This is a genomic window from Liquorilactobacillus aquaticus DSM 21051, assembly GCF_001436755.1.
In the GTDB taxonomy this organism is placed as follows: Bacteria; Bacillota; Bacilli; order Lactobacillales; family Lactobacillaceae; genus Liquorilactobacillus; species Liquorilactobacillus aquaticus.
Map to the genome: position 1 here is coordinate 1 of NZ_AYZD01000025.1, position 17228 is coordinate 17228.

13 protein-coding genes and 1 CRISPR repeat array are annotated in these 17228 nt (G+C 39.1%); of the genes, 1 reads left to right on the top strand and 12 read right to left on the bottom strand.

Annotated elements, in window-relative coordinates; genetic code table 11:
• The 10 genes from FC19_RS08385 to FC19_RS08430 all read right to left on the bottom strand — a co-directional run.
• The coding region (locus tag FC19_RS08385; RefSeq protein WP_157061297.1) for an SEC10/PgrA surface exclusion domain-containing protein at nucleotides 1-1807 on the bottom strand (1807 nt) is incomplete at its 3' end.
• 486 nt (nucleotides 1808-2293) lie between these two features.
• Nucleotides 2294-3911: direct repeats of the CRISPR family, unit length 28 nt; unit sequence GGATCACCCCCGCATGCGCGGGGAATAC.
• A gap of 29 nt (nucleotides 3912-3940) precedes the next feature.
• Entirely contained in the window at nucleotides 3941-4825 is an 885-nt protein-coding gene (gene cas2e / locus FC19_RS08390) for a type I-E CRISPR-associated endoribonuclease Cas2e (protein ID WP_057876522.1), read from the bottom strand.
• Nucleotides 4822-5775 carry a type I-E CRISPR-associated endonuclease Cas1e gene (gene cas1e / locus FC19_RS08395; protein ID WP_057876523.1) on the bottom strand — a complete coding sequence of 318 codons (954 nt, stop codon included), beginning with the start codon at nucleotides 5773-5775 and terminating at the stop codon, nucleotides 4822-4824. The genes cas2e and cas1e overlap by 4 nt, the downstream gene beginning before the upstream one ends.
• Nucleotides 5776-5778: 3 nt before the next feature.
• Nucleotides 5779-6450 (bottom strand): type I-E CRISPR-associated protein Cas6/Cse3/CasE, encoded by a 672-nt coding sequence (gene cas6e, locus FC19_RS08400; protein WP_057876524.1) that lies wholly within the window; start codon nucleotides 6448-6450, stop codon nucleotides 5779-5781.
• 14 nt (nucleotides 6451-6464) lie between these two features.
• Nucleotides 6465-7178 (bottom strand): type I-E CRISPR-associated protein Cas5/CasD, encoded by a 714-nt coding sequence (gene cas5e, locus FC19_RS08405; protein ID WP_057876525.1) that lies wholly within the window; start codon nucleotides 7176-7178, stop codon nucleotides 6465-6467.
• On the bottom strand, nucleotides 7159-8232 hold the full coding sequence (gene cas7e, locus FC19_RS08410; RefSeq protein WP_187327545.1) for a type I-E CRISPR-associated protein Cas7/Cse4/CasC: 1074 nt from the start codon (nucleotides 8230-8232) through the stop codon (nucleotides 7159-7161). Before cas7e ends, cas5e begins: the two co-directional genes overlap by 20 nt.
• A 2-nt stretch (nucleotides 8233-8234) precedes the next feature.
• Nucleotides 8235-8852: a type I-E CRISPR-associated protein Cse2/CasB gene (gene casB / locus FC19_RS08415; protein WP_057876527.1), complete on the bottom strand. Its 618-nt coding sequence runs from the start codon at nucleotides 8850-8852 to the stop codon at nucleotides 8235-8237.
• Nucleotides 8853-8869: 17 nt separating this feature from the next.
• Nucleotides 8870-10567, bottom strand: coding sequence for a type I-E CRISPR-associated protein Cse1/CasA (locus FC19_RS08420; RefSeq protein ID WP_057876528.1), 1698 nt, complete (start codon nucleotides 10565-10567; stop codon nucleotides 8870-8872).
• A complete protein-coding gene (locus FC19_RS08425) occupies nucleotides 10560-13334 on the bottom strand; it encodes a CRISPR-associated helicase/endonuclease Cas3 (protein ID WP_057876596.1) in 2775 nt (924 codons plus the stop codon). The genes FC19_RS08420 and FC19_RS08425 overlap by 8 nt, the downstream gene beginning before the upstream one ends.
• 636 nt (nucleotides 13335-13970) lie before the next feature.
• A complete protein-coding gene (locus FC19_RS08430; RefSeq protein ID WP_057876529.1) occupies nucleotides 13971-14375 on the bottom strand; it encodes an Lrp/AsnC family transcriptional regulator in 405 nt (134 codons plus the stop codon).
• A 116-nt stretch (nucleotides 14376-14491) separates the two neighbouring features.
• Here FC19_RS08430 and FC19_RS08435 point away from each other — a divergent pair, with 116 nt between their 5' ends.
• Nucleotides 14492-15037 (top strand): cysteine hydrolase family protein, encoded by a 546-nt coding sequence (locus FC19_RS08435; RefSeq protein ID WP_057876530.1) that lies wholly within the window; start codon nucleotides 14492-14494, stop codon nucleotides 15035-15037.
• Between the two features lie 257 nt (nucleotides 15038-15294).
• Here FC19_RS08435 and FC19_RS08440 read toward each other — a convergent pair whose 3' ends face one another.
• Both FC19_RS08440 and FC19_RS08445 read right to left on the bottom strand, forming a co-directional pair.
• Nucleotides 15295-16542, bottom strand: a complete 1248-nt coding sequence (locus FC19_RS08440; protein WP_057876531.1) for a sensor histidine kinase — start codon at nucleotides 16540-16542, stop codon at nucleotides 15295-15297.
• Complete coding sequence (locus FC19_RS08445) at nucleotides 16520-17224, bottom strand: response regulator transcription factor (protein ID WP_057876532.1); 705 nt, start codon at nucleotides 17222-17224, stop codon at nucleotides 16520-16522. The genes FC19_RS08440 and FC19_RS08445 overlap by 23 nt, the downstream gene beginning before the upstream one ends.
• Nucleotides 17225-17228: the final 4 nt, after the last annotated feature.

Here is a 17228-nt window from a genome sequence, read left to right on the forward strand (position 1 = left end):
CGAACAGGTACCAGTGTCCCTTGATGTATTGCTGCCCATACTGCATTTGACCGTTGACGTTATAGTAAACCGTTTTATGTTGGTTAGCTATATACTGCAAGCCAGTCTTCATTGCTCCAGTATTGTTGTCGAACAGGTACCAGTGTCCCTTGATGTATTGCTGCCCATACTGCATTTGACCGTTGACGTTATAGTAAACCGTTTTATGTTGGTTAGCTATATACTGCAAACCAGTCTGTTTTTTATTATCTTTATAGAGATACCAATGGGCATCCTCATAGAATTGCCCATTTTTTGATGTTGTTTGACTTGAAGCTTCTTTGTCAGCATTTGCTTTTGCCGTATTCAAAGCCGCTGTATCAACCTTGAGCTTATTAACAGCTGCTGTATATGCAGCACTAGCTGTGTTGTATGTTGCTGTAGCATTGTTCAATGTTGTTTGAGCAGATGCGATCTGTGCAGCTGTAGCACCGGTTGTATTTATTGTTACGTCAGTCGTATCGAAATTCGCCATTTTTAAATTTTCTTTTTCAAAACAACTAATAAATTCAAGGTGGATATTCCCATACTTATCAAAACTAACAGCAAAGAAATTCTCTCCAAAATCATTCTTTAAAACAGAATCATCTATACCCAGCAAAGTAAGTGCACGTTCATATTCTCTGGACTTATCGTTAAATAGTATGTTGTGAATTGCATTGTATAAATATTGCTTAGCGGTATACATTGTCATTGAAGTATCGTAATAGTCAGACAACGATTCCATAACTTCAATGCAATTTCCACTGGACAATAAACCGTCATTAGCAAGAACTGTTTCAACAGCTGGCACATCTTCTCCCTTATATGATCCCTTATAATCATCATTTCTATGTTTGTAGCCACTCCACTGATCATTATTATAATTCTCAGCAATTTTTTTAGCATTATCAATCGAGCCATTAGTAACGACAAGCTTGATTATACTTTTTTGATTATCTGCCCCCGCCTTGCTGTTATGTTGAACAAAGCTTACTTGTTCTCTAAGATTATTAATCAACGCTACTGCATACGATGATAGTTCAATTGATTGCGCACTTGTCAAAGTATTTACATCAATTTTTGAACTCTTATCAGATGAATTATTATCAACAAATTTGCTATTCGTGCCAGTCCCTTCATCCAGTAATGCTGGATTATCAGCAACATTAACTTTCTGTTTATCTGTTAAATTAATTGTACTTCCATCAGCAGTCGATGTTTGGCTATTCTTAAGGGTATCTAAGTTTGATTGAGCTTTGTCTTTTGCTGTTGATGCAGTTGTTTTAGCACTAGATGCTTTATCGACTTCAACTTGATCATCGTTCACTTTTTTTTGTGCTGTTGCAACGCTACTATCCGTACTTGATGACTTTTGAACACTTGCCCCTGCAATTGGTTTAGCCGCATTGGCTTGCGTAGAGCTTTTGCTCTGTGTATTAGTTGAATCTGATTGCATCGTCTTTACTTGCACTGCTTGTGTTTTATCTGTCTGATTTTGTTCTGTTTTATCTTGGACCGTTTGTGTTTGCTGCTGTGAACTTTCACTAGCGTCCTCAGTTTGTTTTTGTACATTCTTGGTATTCGCGCTAGTGCTAGAACTAGAACTAGTTCTTGAGCTGCTCTGATAACTGCCAGTTGCTGGCTGGGACGTGCTGCTGGAAACTGTATTGTCATTTTTACTAACAGTATCTGCCCGAGCTGTCGTAGCTATCGCAGTTCCAGCCGTTACAACCGCGGCTGCAACAGCAGTTCGTTTAATTAAGGTATTAATTTTTTTAGTCTTCATTTTGACAAGTCCTTTTTTAATTAGGTAGTTTTTTATGTAGTAATTTATAATCTACATGATATTACTGCTCGTACTTGCAGTAAAACTAATCTGTTTTGATCGTAACGTGTCACTTATAATTCGACCAACCCTTTAAAAACTTTGCTGTATGCAGCATTCTTATGTATAAAATATTTTACCATAAACAATTATCAATCAATATTTTATTTAAGTCAATAAATATTTTTAGTTTTGCTTACTACTGGAGCCCACTGACTAAACTAACGTGAAATTCTGTCTCATACATACGTTAACTGCTTATCAAACGGTGTCTCTGCCTAAAAGCCTACTCTAATGCGGTTACTTATTTCCGACCTTGCCTCTTTAAAATAAGCAGTAAGTACTTTCTGATAAAATTTTTTGATGAAAAAAGGCAATAAAAAAAGACATTACACCGCGTAATGTGGGGAATACCTTGGCTTGTAGTAAAAATGTCCATCCTCTTTAGGATCACCCCCGCATGCGCGGGGAATACATGGCTGAACTTCGCCGAAAGATACGACTGGAGGGATCACCCCCGCATGCGCGGGGAATACCAAGAAATAACGTTCAAAACAATTGATATGGTGGGATCACACCCCCGCATGCGCGGGGAATACTGCCCTGTGGGGGTGTTATCAATTAATCCCATAGGATCACCCCCGCATGCGCGGGGAATACTTAATGCTGCCTTTTTAAATTTATTCATTTTTAGGATCACCCCCGCATGCGCGGGGAATACTGTAGCAACGCTGACATTATTTCGCTGTGACAAGGATCACCCCCGCATGCGCGGGGAATACTTACAAAAGTCGGTTAAAACGTGGGAATTTTGGGGATCACCCCCGCATGCGCGGGGAATACTAATCATCAGCTAAACTAGATAGATCTAAATGAGGATCACCCCCGCATGCGCGGGGAATACTTACAAAAGTCGGTTAAAACGTGGGAATTTTGGGGATCACCCCCGCATGCGCGGGGAATACTGTAAGAACACCGTCAAATCAACGTTTTACATGGGATCACCCCCGCATGCGCGGGGAATACAAAGCTTCTTCAACAGTAGAGTGATATGTCTTAGGGATCACCCCCGCATGCGCGGGGAATACCTCCGTGTCTGTTTTGTCAATGGCGCTTTGTAAGGATCACCCCCGCATGCGCGGGGAATACGAGGAGAGTCTTAATCGGCTTTCCTCTTTTTTAGGATCACCCCCGCATGCGCGGGGAATACCTTCTTCTTTGATGTCTCTAATAAGCCTTGTAGGGATCACCCCCGCATGCGCGGGGAATACTTGCCAATCTGAGTATTTGCATCATTGAGTTTGGGATCACCCCCGCATGCGCGGGGAATACTTTTGCGCAAAATAAAAAACCTAATCATTTATAGGATCACCCCCGCATGCGCGGGGAATACATTTTCTATTTGATTATCCGAGCGTGTCTTATAGGATCACCCCCGCATGCGCGGGGAATACAAAAGATCCACACCAGCAGAGCAGAGAAGCAGGGGATCACCCCCGCATGCGCGGGGAATACCATTCTTGCCTTCATGTCGCACTACATACTTGAGGATCACCCCCGCATGCGCGGGGAATACACGGTGACGTTTTACCAGAATGCGGCCTAATTAGGATCACCCCCGCATGCGCGGGGAATACTCGCTTTTGCATTACACGGGAGCGACTGGGAAGGGATCACCCCCGCATGCGCGGGGAATACGCTCCATCTATCAGCGCCCACTTAACACTGAAAGGATCACCCCCGCATGCGCGGGGAATACACTGTGGCTCAGGCTAAAACATAAAGAGGGATAGGATCACCCCCGCATGCGCGGGGAATACTTAATGAGGACTACTCAACTATCAGAACTCATAGGATCACCCCCGCATGCGCGGGGAATACTGAGGGCTTTGGTGGAGCGTATGCAGATGACTTGGGATCACCCCCGCATGCGCGGGGAATACACTCAACGATTTCGCAAGTCAGCGGAAAATTTGGGATCACCCCCGCATGCGCGGGGAATACTTGATATTAAAATCTTGTGTTCCGGACAGTAGAGGATCACCCCCGCATGCGCGGGGAATACACTAAATTAATCCCGTTAGACCGGTATCTTTAAATTTTCAAATCCTGTTTTTTTATGAGTTGTATTGCCAATTCAAATGTTGCTTTTGCATCCGAATCCGCACGATGAGGATGAAGATTTGAAATTTTGTAGTCTTCTAAAACAGTCTTAAGACGATAATTATCCAAAAACTTATTTGTCTTTTTAATCACAGGCATCAAGTCAACTATTTTATTTGATAAGCCGAGTTCATGAGTGTCTTTATATCCCTTTTCTAGGAAGGCCTCATCGAAACGAACATTATAACCTACTATTGGTAGATTCCCAATAAATTCTTTCAATTGGATTAGTACCACTTTAAGATCCATACCTTCATCTGACAAAATTGTGGAGGTTAAGCCCGTCAAATCAGATATCTTTTCAGGTACTATGGTATTCGACTTGATTAAAGAATAAAAACAACTGTTTTTTTTAGCTGCACCAATAGCAATTATTTGGTCTTTCGTAACATCCAGACCTGTTGTTTCAATATCAATCGATACAATAGACTCGCTTAAAGCCTTCTCCAATTTATCCGTCGTTTTTAGCCTCTTATGTGTCATTATTTTAGCTTTATGAAATTTTGCTGCATCGCTGAAGCCATGTTTAACGGCCTTATTCGATACAACCAGGTGCATCATTAAGGGAATTCCATCATAATCTATCACATCACGGTCTGAACGAGTTGTTTTAAATGTATATCCAAGCTCGTTATTCGTATTGTAAACCATTGTTGCTTGTCCATTTCCAATATCACGCATGATTCTATCCCACAGGCCATCACGGATTTTAGCACTAACATTGCCAACATAAACACCAGTTTGAATTTCTTGACACCATTTGGTTAAATCACCTCGAAGAGAGTTAGGAACTTTAGTTAAAGTAATCACTATCATACTGATTCATCTTCTTCAATCTCATGATATTGAACACCCATCTCTTGTAAACCAAGCTTATCATCCCAAAGGCTTAGAGAATCAACATCTTCTTCCAAGTCTGCTTCACCTAGAAGATATTTTAAATCTACAACCATTTTGGATAAAATATTTCCATCTTTAAAAGCATCTCGCATTGCTAAGCGTGTTTTAGAGGCAATATCCTTATCATCACCGACTTTTGCCGTCATGTTAAAAGCAATTGGAATTGAATATTTTGCTTTATATAAGTCTGCAAAATCATACACAAAAGACAAATCGTGTCCCGTATGCACAAACCCTAACCCTGCTGAGGCACCTAGAGCAGAAATAACACTGTAACTTAAGCCATAGAGTGCTTGGTGTGCTGCAGTCAATGCCTTATTGATTGGTGTACCTGCATTAAAATCATCTGGATTATATTCTCTACGTGACCAATCCACTTTGGATTGCTTCGACTGCTCCCGATAAACTCGGCGAACTCTTGCCCCCTCTTTTCCTCGTAACTCTTGCATAGATAAATCAGAGACATCTTCATCCTTAAACCGCATTTGATACATTTTCCGTGCAACTGCTACCCGGGTCTTTGAATTAGAAACTAGTCTTGCTTGAGCTTCTAACAATGTTGAAGCATGGTTTAACGGGCGCCCATAGGCATACTGTCTTACACCATGTTCACCGACCCAAATAACACCCATCCCTGATGTGCCAATCAGTTCCATAGCACGGTGAGTTACATCAACACCTGGTCCAAGCATTAGAACACTGACTACTGCTGCTGGAACACACACTGTTCCCCTGCTGTCCATTACAAGGATAGCGCTATCTTGCCGATTCAATTTTGCATGCTCTAAATAAAGAAAAGTCAGTCGGTCTCTTACTCGCCCCAATTCAGAACGCTCAGGTTTCTTTGCACCTATCTTCTTATTCATTGCTTACACCTCGGTAATCACCGTCATTAATCCCATCCCAAAAGCCTTCTCACGACCTAAACCATTGATAAGGGTTTCTTTGAATACATTTACATCCTGAACTTGTAACAAACCTTCAAACGTTACGCGACTCAATCGCATACCGTGTCCTTTTTCACGATACAGGACTGGATAATCACGACTGACGATATCAAAAGCAAAACCATCATCATTACCTTCACTATTCAACAACCGTTGCCGAACAAGTCTAAATCCCGCCTTTTCAGACCTTTCATTTAACCATTGGCGCTGTTGTTTAACAGTAACATGTGGATACACTCGTCCACGTTTTTTATCAGGTTGCAAAACAGAATAACTTGGATTAGCGGTTAATCTAAAGCGCATTATTTCACCAATTTTAATTGTATCCAAAAATCGATTGTAAGATTTGGTTTCGACAGTGCCTGAAACACCATATTTTTCCAGTTGGCCTTCATCCGGTTCATTTTCACTTAATACTAGCAAATAATTTTTACCCGCTAGCTGATCAAGCCGCCACAGATGGCGCTTTCGTTCACCGAGGTTGATTTCATCCGGAAAACTTTGCTCAACCCAATTATGATAAGCGCCCAAATGTGTTAGATCCTTAATTTTTTGTCGATTTTTAGTTGCTATTTCGACCCTTGATAAGTACATAGAGCGACTCCTCTCTAGAGAAAATTCATGATATCATGATTAGTATCTACTGTTTGTTTTTTAAACTTATCATTGTTGAGTTGAACCCGCGTGCGTGAAACAGCTCGAAATCCAATTTGCCGACACCGCTGATCAAGCGAAATAACACGGTCTTTTACTAATTCAGGACCCACTTTAGAGTCTGGCAATAAATCAGCATCTGCAATCAGCTCAAGCCTGACAGACTCTTTTTTCGTTTTTTGACGAAACCACTTAGATGCCTGCCACTTAAAATCTGTTAACACTTGAACTGGATCTCGATGATTAATTAAATGTAGTTGAAGCGGCCCAGCCGGAGCATTGGCACGGCGACCAAAAAACAACTGGAACTTTGGATGTCGAAGTGCTGTTTGTAAGGAATCAATCAATTGAGCGTCCTCACTTCCAACTGCTACCATAAAAATAGCATCCTGCAAATAATCACGATAGGTTATTTTTCGCGTACTGAATTTCCATTCAACAGTTTGATAATCAGTCATTATTTGGCCGGGCTGATCAATGCGGACTGCAAACTTTAACGTGTTAAGGTCAACAATTCGTGGATCATTACGCCGATAACCCATTGCTGCTGACAGCATTCCGATAACAGCACTTTTTGAAGGACATTTCCAAGTAGTCCGGCGGGCAAACGTAGCTTCATTGCCAAAAGATTGCAAAGGTGCATTTAATCTAATCGTTAAGGTCTTCATTTTTTATCGCCTCTTTAAGTCCATCATTAACTCGTTGCAAGAGCTCTGATAAATTAGCAACCTTTGCACCGGTATTCGTCTCAAACTTACTCAGAACAACGTTTAATTCTGGCGTATCAAGATATTGCTCACTTATCTCAAATTCTTTTTCAAATTTTTCAATAGATTTTTTAAGATAACCATTCCTTGATTTTACTGGTTCTTCAAAAGCAGAAACTAAATTAACTGGCGTGTCAGTACGAAGGTTAAGCATGGCATAACTAGGCAGCGTTTTGTTAGCAAATGTATTCTGCTTTCCTGATGGCATTGTCAACAGAAATTCTTTAATAAAAGCAACTGCACCAGTTATGGCACTATCTACATCCAGATTATGTATCAGCTCATTTACATTCACATTTGCGTAGCGATAGAGGGTTGATGAGTTAAACTCTAAGCTACCAAGCATTGCAGCCCCAGCATTGGACTTTGGTTGTAAATCGTCTAGAGCAGTAAAGTAATCATATTCTGGAACAACTTCATGTGTTGAGATGGCATGCGCAACTTGAGCAGAAGCGTCGACATTTAATTCTGGATTATCGGCTACCATACGTCCAAATAATGCAAGATCAAGGGATTGGTCACTCTTTAAAACTTTTTTAATTTCTTTCTTATTTAGGTCGGCATTACTGAGTGCATACTGAGCCAGTTTTTCAATTTGACCATGGCTCACTAAAAGCAATGCACCTGTTTCGCTTGTTTTTTTATCAATTTTGACACCAGCAGCTTTGAAGACTTCAATTGCCTTTTCGAGTGCATCTTTCTCATCTAAGTCCTCATCTAATTTCATTAACTGGTCAATTAATAATTGAGCAGCTTCTTTTGTCCGAACACCAGCTGTTACATCTTCAGCTTTAAACCCCTGACGAACTGCGCGTTTCCAACTCTGTGAGGAAACCCGCGCTCGAGTTACACCACCATACAATGCAGTTTTAGGTGCACCTGTATCGTCACGGTTGAGGTTTGAAGAAGGTACAGTCTGTAAAACATGTATGTCAAGGTACAAGTTTGGAGTAATCATTAATTTTTCTTCCCTTCAGATTGCGTTTTTATGGATTTATTAATTGAATAAAAATATTGGCGTCCCCAATTCAATCGAACTCGATTGGCTTGTTCGTAGCTCATTTGAAAATGAAAAAGATCATCCGCCAAACGGGCGTAATCAATTTTACATGTTCGTTGGCTAACCTTAAGAATGGCAACCAAATGTGTGAGTGAATTAATAACACTGTTAACATTCGTTGTCGCAAGCAGTGGCTGCACCCGCCGGTCCAACGCAACTCTAGCATCCTCGATTTGTCGTAAACTAGCTAAAGCCGCGAATAACGAAAGGCCCTCTGGCTTCTCATTATATTGATTAAACGATGACGAATAAACACAAGTATCGGTACTTTGCTGATGAATCGCATATAGTCGAACTGCTGCATAGGTTGCTATTTCCGCATATGTTGGTTCACCATTTTGACTCAACATTGGCTTTTGCAGTTCTGCCATCATTACTGGCCAAACTGATTGCGCTTGTGGACTTGCCATAGATACAGCGTGTCTTGCACTTGCAAGAACTGCTTTATTGATATTTCCATTCCTGTACAAATTACAAAGGATATTGTTAACGGAGATAACAATTGAATTTTCCATATATTTGATCACTCTTTCTAGAGGTTTAAATGTCGTTTCAAGTTATACCTAAGATTATTATTTGACGTAAAAATGTTCTGAATAACTGACTTACCCTTCCTAACAGTTGTAATACCTCTAATATCTCTTGAAGTACTTGAATTCATCAATTCTTCTGCAGAGCGTAACACAATTTTTCTTAAAGTTCGTTGCCATTCAAGCTCTTTCTCATCACGATTATCATCGTTTGATAATCCCGCTAGCCACTGTTTAAATGGTTCATTTAATCGATCATAGAACTTAGCACTATACTCGCTTGCAAATTGACGAGAATCAAGATTCCGAATCTGACCCACATTTGCAACAAATTGCCAATAATCTTTACCAATTTGTTGTGTCAGATCAATGATATTTTCAATTCGTTCAGGCCAACGCTGTGTTTCTTTAGTATCAAACAGTACTTCAGCTTTGACGACCAAATCATCAGCTATTTCTGCGATAGGCGCCTGAGATGTAGCATTGCCGTCACTTACCAGAACGGCAGTTGATAGGTTAAGTTGCTTATTCGGCACTAGCATCCCTTTTTTCTCCAGAATGTGCAACCATGTAACGATTCCAGGTTCATGAGATATACTCTTGTCAACATTAACGTATTGACCAAAATTACGCCACATCGCAATCCCCAGAGAACGAGTACTTTTTACAGCTGGTTTAAAATCTTCTGCACCCCCTTGTGAATCTGGTTTCCAAGTCGTCATCGGTTCAATAAAAGCATTTTTGTTACTAAACATTGGTAACCCTGCACTGAAAATAGTTGGTTGACTTTGCTCATCCCATTCAATGTGTAATAATCGTGACCAAGTAGTATATAACCCCGCTAAATCATCTGGTAAAATTAATTTTTTACGATTTGCTACATAATCTTGAAGATCTTCGTATTCCCAAACTGGTTTTTGAGTAACATATTCCTTTTTAGTAAATAAAATAAGGTTCAACATCAGAGTTTCAAATAGGGTAGCCCCATTTGCAAAGACCGGATTTAATTTATACAACCATCCTGAGGGTGTCGAAAACTTTTCGTTGGTGTCAACCTTTGTTTTGTCAGTAACACCAGTGAAATTTTGATACATAATCAGCCAACGCACCAACTCATCTAACGAAACATGATTTTTTTCGCCATCCGTTTTGGGAGTGAAAATATCTGGTGTATGATTACTTTCCGAGATAAGACGATTGATTTGTTTAACCGAAACTGTACCAGAACCCGTTGCAACTTTCTTTCTTTCAGGTACCACAGCATCATACTCATCCGCTGTTACCTGATAAAAGGGCTGCTCACCAAATAAATCAAACCGTTTTTGGTATCGTTTTAAATACTGAATTACAATTTTCGAAAAATGGCCTTGCTGAAATAATTGCTGCCAAGTTTTTTGCAAATCATCTTGTTCATAGTCATCCTCATCAACTGAATTGATTATTTTTAAAGTCTCTGTATCAATTTCCAACCAATCATATCCCATGCCATCAGCATCAAACCTTGAATAGACAGTTGTCAGGATTGCTAATAAAAAGCGTAAGATAGCCAAATCTTGTGACCGCATCTCACCTGCTAGTCGACTATAATGCTGCGCGTTTTCAAATAGTTCAGTTAGGGATACTTCTTTATCTTGATTTGTTGCTTTATCAATCACTTTGATCCATGGATCGGTAACTAAATTAAAAACTTGGTTACTCATCGTCATCCTCCTTTTCATAACTTAGTCCCAGTATTGGGGAATAATGCAGCTTCCAACCAGCCAATTCTCCCAGATAATTTTTATCGAGGGGCAGCGCTAACGCCCCCCTTAACCAACGACTATCTTGCCAATCTGAAAAATAGTGACTTGTTTGTGTTTCAAGTTGAGAAATCACTTGGTTTATTTTGTAACTTGGTACAATAGCTCCTGGAATTTGGACAACTTGCTGAGCAATTTTAATAGGTGAACAATCTTTTAAATTTTGCCCATCCATCAAAAAATCGCCTGTTCCAAGATGTTGAACTAAGATAACTTCTATTGTCTCCTGAATATCACGAACAGCGGCAGCTGCTTTTCGCTCGTCAGTATCAACATGGTTCTGTCCTCGGCTTAACCAACCATGAATCGTCATGTCATCATCCGTTGCTGATACCGCTAAATTGGGAGCATCAATTTGAAAAACCTCAGCTTTTTTCTCTTCACGTTGTAGGTCCGTATTGAACTTATCTCGTGCCTCAATTAATTGATCAACTTCCTTATCTGTGTTATTGTCGTAAACATTTTGCACCAAACTTGAAATATCATTCGGTAACTGAATTTTATCACTTAGAAAATGGTCTGTCTTCATTAAAAGGTACTTTTCATATATCGATTCATTTGCAGAACCATAATCACCAAATTCATTAATCCCCATAACGTAGAGCCGTGGTCGCTCTAGCGTCTTAGGTCGTTTAATACAGTGTCGATGTAGACGTCCTGCCCGTTGAAGTAAAAGATCCATTGGTGCAATATCCGTGAACATGACATCAAAGTCAATATCTAATGATTGCTCCAAAATCTGTGTCCCAATCACGATCATTTTATGTGGCCGGTCAGCATTCTTCCCGATAGTCTTTTCAAGTTTCTTCTCAAGAAACACACGGTCTGTTGCTAAAAAGGCTGAGTGCAGTACCATTAACTTAACATCGTCCGGTACCAACTTAGCCAATACTTGTGCATGTTTAACAGTATTAACGATAATACCTGCAATACCACCATTACATATTCTTTGCAAAACGGTTTGAATTACTTCTGCATCAGTCACTTGAAGTCGTTTCACTTGAAGCTCGACAGACTTCTGATCACTTTGACCATTAAAATCAGTTATCTGCTTAATTTCTTTATCATCAAGAATACTAAGTAAGGGATACGCCTGCTGGTTCTGCCATCCAATTGGAGCAATAACGTTTTTTTTAAAATGTTTTCCATATTTCCCCTTGTAGTAGGCTTTTAACAGTGCGTTGCGCTTTAATTTTGGAAGGGTTGCAGATAAAATTACCAGAGGAACGTGATAAGCCCCTAACCACTCAATTGCTTTGTATAGATATTGATTCATATAACTATCATATGCATGGACTTCATCAATAATGACAACTTTATCGCTAAATCCCAAGTGCTTTAAGAAGAGATGTTTTTGTTTAAGCCCCATCAGCAGCAAATTATCGATAGTCCCAACGGTGAATTTAGTTAAGATTGACTTTTTACCCGAAAACCAGCTATTAATAACGACCGCACCTTCATCATCTACGTTAGAAGCATTAGGGATTTGTCGATAATCTTCATTGAATTCAGCTTTACCATGCATTAACTTAATAGAGAAGTTTTCATCTTGCATTTTAGCCAATACTTCCAGCCAGTCCTCCACTCGTGCAAACATTGCGTTTGTTGTTGCCTGCGTCGGTAATCCCATAAACAAGCCATTTTGTCCAGTTTTAAACGCTAATTGCTCGGCAGCTAAAAGTGCGATTTCAGTTTTCCCTAGGCCCATTGGGGCTTCTATAATCACTACGCCGGGATCTTTTGTAGCAGCTATCGCTTTTGTCATAATCTGTTGGACTGGTCGTGCATTAAATCCCCAATATTTTTTATAAAGGTCATCTTTAGTGTCGATCTGATCTGGTACCCATTCTCCCGTCTGATACCACACCATCATGGCATTTCTAAATCTCTTTTTCATATCTAACTCTTCAAATGATTGATCAAGACTAATCAGTGGAAATAGCGGTACTGCAGTGTCATTCCCCAAATATTCACTTGAAGCAAGCCAATCGGCCATGATAAGTAGTCCTTCTAATAGAACAGCCTCAGGTTGATTAACGTCTGGAATTTCATCGACTGACTCATAGCCAGATAAATTCAATCCATACTTAAAAAGAGTCTTCTGCACTTGCTTCCAGTTTTCCTGGATTTTCTTATCTGCAGAATTTTTTCCAACATCTCTCTGTAAGTAATTTGCAGTATAAGTTGCAATCTGTTTGTCCTGTGGTCCTTCCTCTGGTTTACCATGATGGGCACCCACGATTGCAGTAATTGATTCAGGAACGCCTTCACGGTCTAAAATAGCTTCTCCTGCGCGTGCATGTTGAGATTCCTGAGGTGCTGCTAAAATTAATTCATCTAATCCTGTAAAACCGCCTTCAAAAAGCTTTTCCAATATTTCAATATCTAATTCACTATCACCATCAAAAGATCTCTTCACTTGAAACACAGGTGTTGCTTTACCAATATCGTGAATAAATCCAAGAAATTTAACCAGTTTTTCAATATTTTCCTCACTTGACCGTTGTGCAAGTAATTGTCTTTGCCCATCACTAAACCAGTGGTTAAAAAGCCAGTTGATAGTATTTTGTGTGTCAAGTAAATGTGTAATTAATGGTAACCAATAATGTTCACCTTCTTGGGACCGCTTTTTGGCCCACAGGGTCGTTACCTGTCTTGATAGAGAAATCAAAAATCATCACCTGCATATATAGATTTATTTATGTAATTATTATAGCTTAATTAACATAGTCAAGCACATAGTTCTGTGTAAAAAATATTACAATTTTTAAAAGTTGCTTACTGATCAAACTTAATACATTTCATTATAGAGCTGAGTCACTCGTTGAACATAGGATTTAGCTGTTCAGTGTAAAATGCACTTGAGTCATGTAAAGCCTCCTATGTATGTTTTTGCGGTTAAAAACATTGTACCGTAAAAGGGCATTTACGCGACCTTTTATCTTTTACACAGTTATATGGACGTTATCCGCGGCCAGCAATTATTTATTAGTTTATATAGCCTTAAAAAAAGATGACATCATAACGAAGTGCCTCACAATCATTAGACTTTTGTCTAACAATTATGAGGCACTTCAAGTTGATTTTTGAGCCAGTCCCATTTTTAATTTTCTCTAAACGTGTTACATAAATCAAAATCATCCGTCTAACCCTGCATTACTCACAACAAACAATGTATTGTGCTCATAACTTCGCGTTAATACTCCAATTTTACTAACTTATGTCACACTCCCTTCTCTTATATTCACTTTTCATTTTCATGATCAATCTTTCATCAATTGTGCTGTATACCGCTAATATTTATTTAACTTTCATTTCGCAATTTATTGGTTACCACAGTTTCCACACTGTAACGCGCCCATTTTGAAATTTTTTCAATAAATTCATTAAGACGATCTTGAGAAAAATGTGTGACAATTGCGTAGCAAGCCTGCCCGCTGACTTTGTCAAATGTTTCAATCTCTTCAAAATTGTTTACTACTCTTTCAATCGTGCTAAATGCTGTACTATTCATGAACAAACGGATATATTGCGTGTTTTCGTAACGAACATCAATCGTGAAACTTTTTATGATTTCATGTTCAATCAACTTATTAACCCTATTACCGACTGCCTGTCCGGTTAGATGGATTTTTTCTCCTATTTCTTTGTTAGTTAAACGGCTATTTTTCTTCAATAAGGCGATTATTTGCTTATCAATATAATCCATTAACTCACTCCTTTCACACTGAAAGTAAAATTGCTAACTTAATTTCAACAGATTATGTTCAAAAACAGCAATACTTCTTATACTGAGGTTATTAAATAAACAAAGGAGCTGTTTTAATGAAACAAGGACTACTAGTAATTGATGTTCAAAATGACTATTTTGCAAAAGGAAAAATGGAGCTTGTTCTACCAGAGGCCGCACTTAAAAAGATAAATCAGCTAGAATCATATTTTCTAAGGCACAATCTTCCAATTATATACATTCAACACATCAAACACGAAAAGAACGCTGCCTTTTTTGAAGCCGACACGACAGGGGCGGCACTTCATTCTGATTTGCAGAACAAGCCTTCTTCAATAATTATCGAGAAACATTTCCCAAACAGCTTTTATCAAACAAACCTTGAGACCGAGCTGCACAGAGTTGGCGTGGAACAATTAGTTATTTGCGGTATGATGACACATATGTGCGTCGACTCAACCACGAGAGCAAGTAAAGAACTGGAATTTGATCCTCTTTTGATCAGTGATGCAACTGCAACAAAAAATTTAACTATTAACAAAAAAATTGTACTTGCTAAAGATGTTCAAAATGCCTTTCTTGCCTCATTAACAAATTTTGCAACTCTTAAAACAACAACTGAATTCATCTCCCAAGTTTAATCAATTATTCGTGCGTTTTTTACCATTGTTCCTTAACTAATCAATTATTTTCGGCTTTATTGCTTATCACTGCGAAATGATCGACAGCCGTTTAGACATGCATATTCTTGATAAAGAAAAGAGCAATTAAAGTTGCCGAATATGATCGGTAACTTTAATTACTCGAAAAAAAGCTAGATCATTCACATAAGACACTTGTAGAATTATCTAAAAAATTATGATTTTTACCTCCATAACTTAATATTTATCTAGCGTTTTTATTTAACCGGTTTAAAATTAACACTGAAAAATATTTGACCATCATCATAGTGGACACTCATTTTTTCTTTAAAAGAAGCCGTCAATTTTTGAGCCATGGAGAGACCTATTCCAAAGCCCTCTTTCTTACTATTATGTGATTTGTCGTCACGGTAGAAACGTTCAAAAAACTTACCGTAGTCAGTCTTTTTTCCATCCGTATACGTGTTGCCAATCGAAAGAGTAATTTTCTTTTGCCGTTTGTCAGAGGTCAGCGAAGCCGTCACAACACCTTCATCATCGCAATACTTATTGGCGTTATCTAAGAGAATGTTGCACAGCTCGTAAAAACTATTTTCATCAGCCTTGATTTTTAGCCCGGGCGTAATCTTTACTTTAAAAGCTTTCTTTTCTTGAGACATAACCGTTTTAAAACTATCCGCAGCCTTTTCGAACACTTCAGAAGCGTTGACCGTCGACAAAGTGATTTTAGGCTGTTCTTCCATCCGCGCCAGTGAAATCAAGTTGTTAATCAGATGCGTCAAGCGATCCACCTGCTGCTCATTACTATTTGTCCACTCAGATTCACCGTTCATCATTTCTTGCAATTCAGTATTAGCTTTAATGATTGATAACGGCGTTTTCAGCTCGTGACCAGCATTAGTAATAAACTCCTTTTGCCGTTTATCGGCTTGGATTATCGGTTTGATTGCTTGTTTTGAAAATGCGATCAAGACCAACGTGAAGAGGACCAAGCTAATTGCTCCAAGGAACATGCCAAGTTTCATGATATTATCCGTACTTTCCATAATTACCGACTCATCAAGAAAAACAATCGTTGTCTTATCATCCTTTCTGGTTACTTTGTAGGCATAATTCGACATTACAGAACTGATTGTTCCCGATTGTTTTTCACTGTCGTAAACTTGGCGTCCTAAATCCATAATCGTTTCTCTTGAAATACTAACAATATGCGAATCATCCAGATTGGTCTGATTACCGTTTTTATCAAAAGAAACACTGAAGTATCGGTACTGATATAAACTTTCACGATTAAAAGCAGATCCAAAACGCTTTCTGACATTCTGCGTGTTAATCTGAGAGTTTATTTGCCCATCATTTTGTGAAAGTATCACAAGGACATTATTAACCTGTTGCTTTGCTTGATAAATCGAAATTCCGATAATACTTCCAATCACCGTGAGAAGAACAATAAACAAGGCAGCTGTGGAAATACCGATGAACCTATAACGAAACTTCTGAATCATTAGAGTCCCCCCCATTAGTATTAATAAGCTGATAGGGACCGCCTTTCTCCCCATAGATTTCAACATGTGCATTAACTGACTGTAGTTTCTGGCGAAGATACGATATATAAATCCAGAGTGTATCGCGATCAATGTCATCATCATTATCCCAAGCATGGTCGATCAGTATGTCGCTATCTATTTTTTTGTTTGCATTTAGAATGAACAAGTTTAACAGCTTAGTTTCCTTTGCGGAAAGACTAATAGAGTTAAAACTCTCTAGCCGCTGCTCATTACTGTCAAGCGTAATATCGCCGAACTTCAGTACGTCATTTGTGTAATCCTCACTTCGCCGTTCAAGTGAACGTAAACGAGCCAATAATTCCTTCAATGAGAATGGCTTGGTTATATAGTCATCTGCGCCAGCATCAAGGCCCGTTACTTTATCATCAATTTCAGACATGGCTGTCAGCATGATCACATAAGTTTGATCACCAGTCGATCGAATCTTTTTCAAGGCCTCGATCCCGGTCATTACAGGCATCATAATATCAAAAATCATCAGGTCATAGACCCCATGGTCAGCCTTATCAACGGCTTCTGAACCATTATAAACAGGGACAACATCGTATCCTTGACTACGCATAGCAGTGACAAGCACCCTGGAAAGTTCTTTTTCATCTTCAGCTAATAATATTCGCATGCTA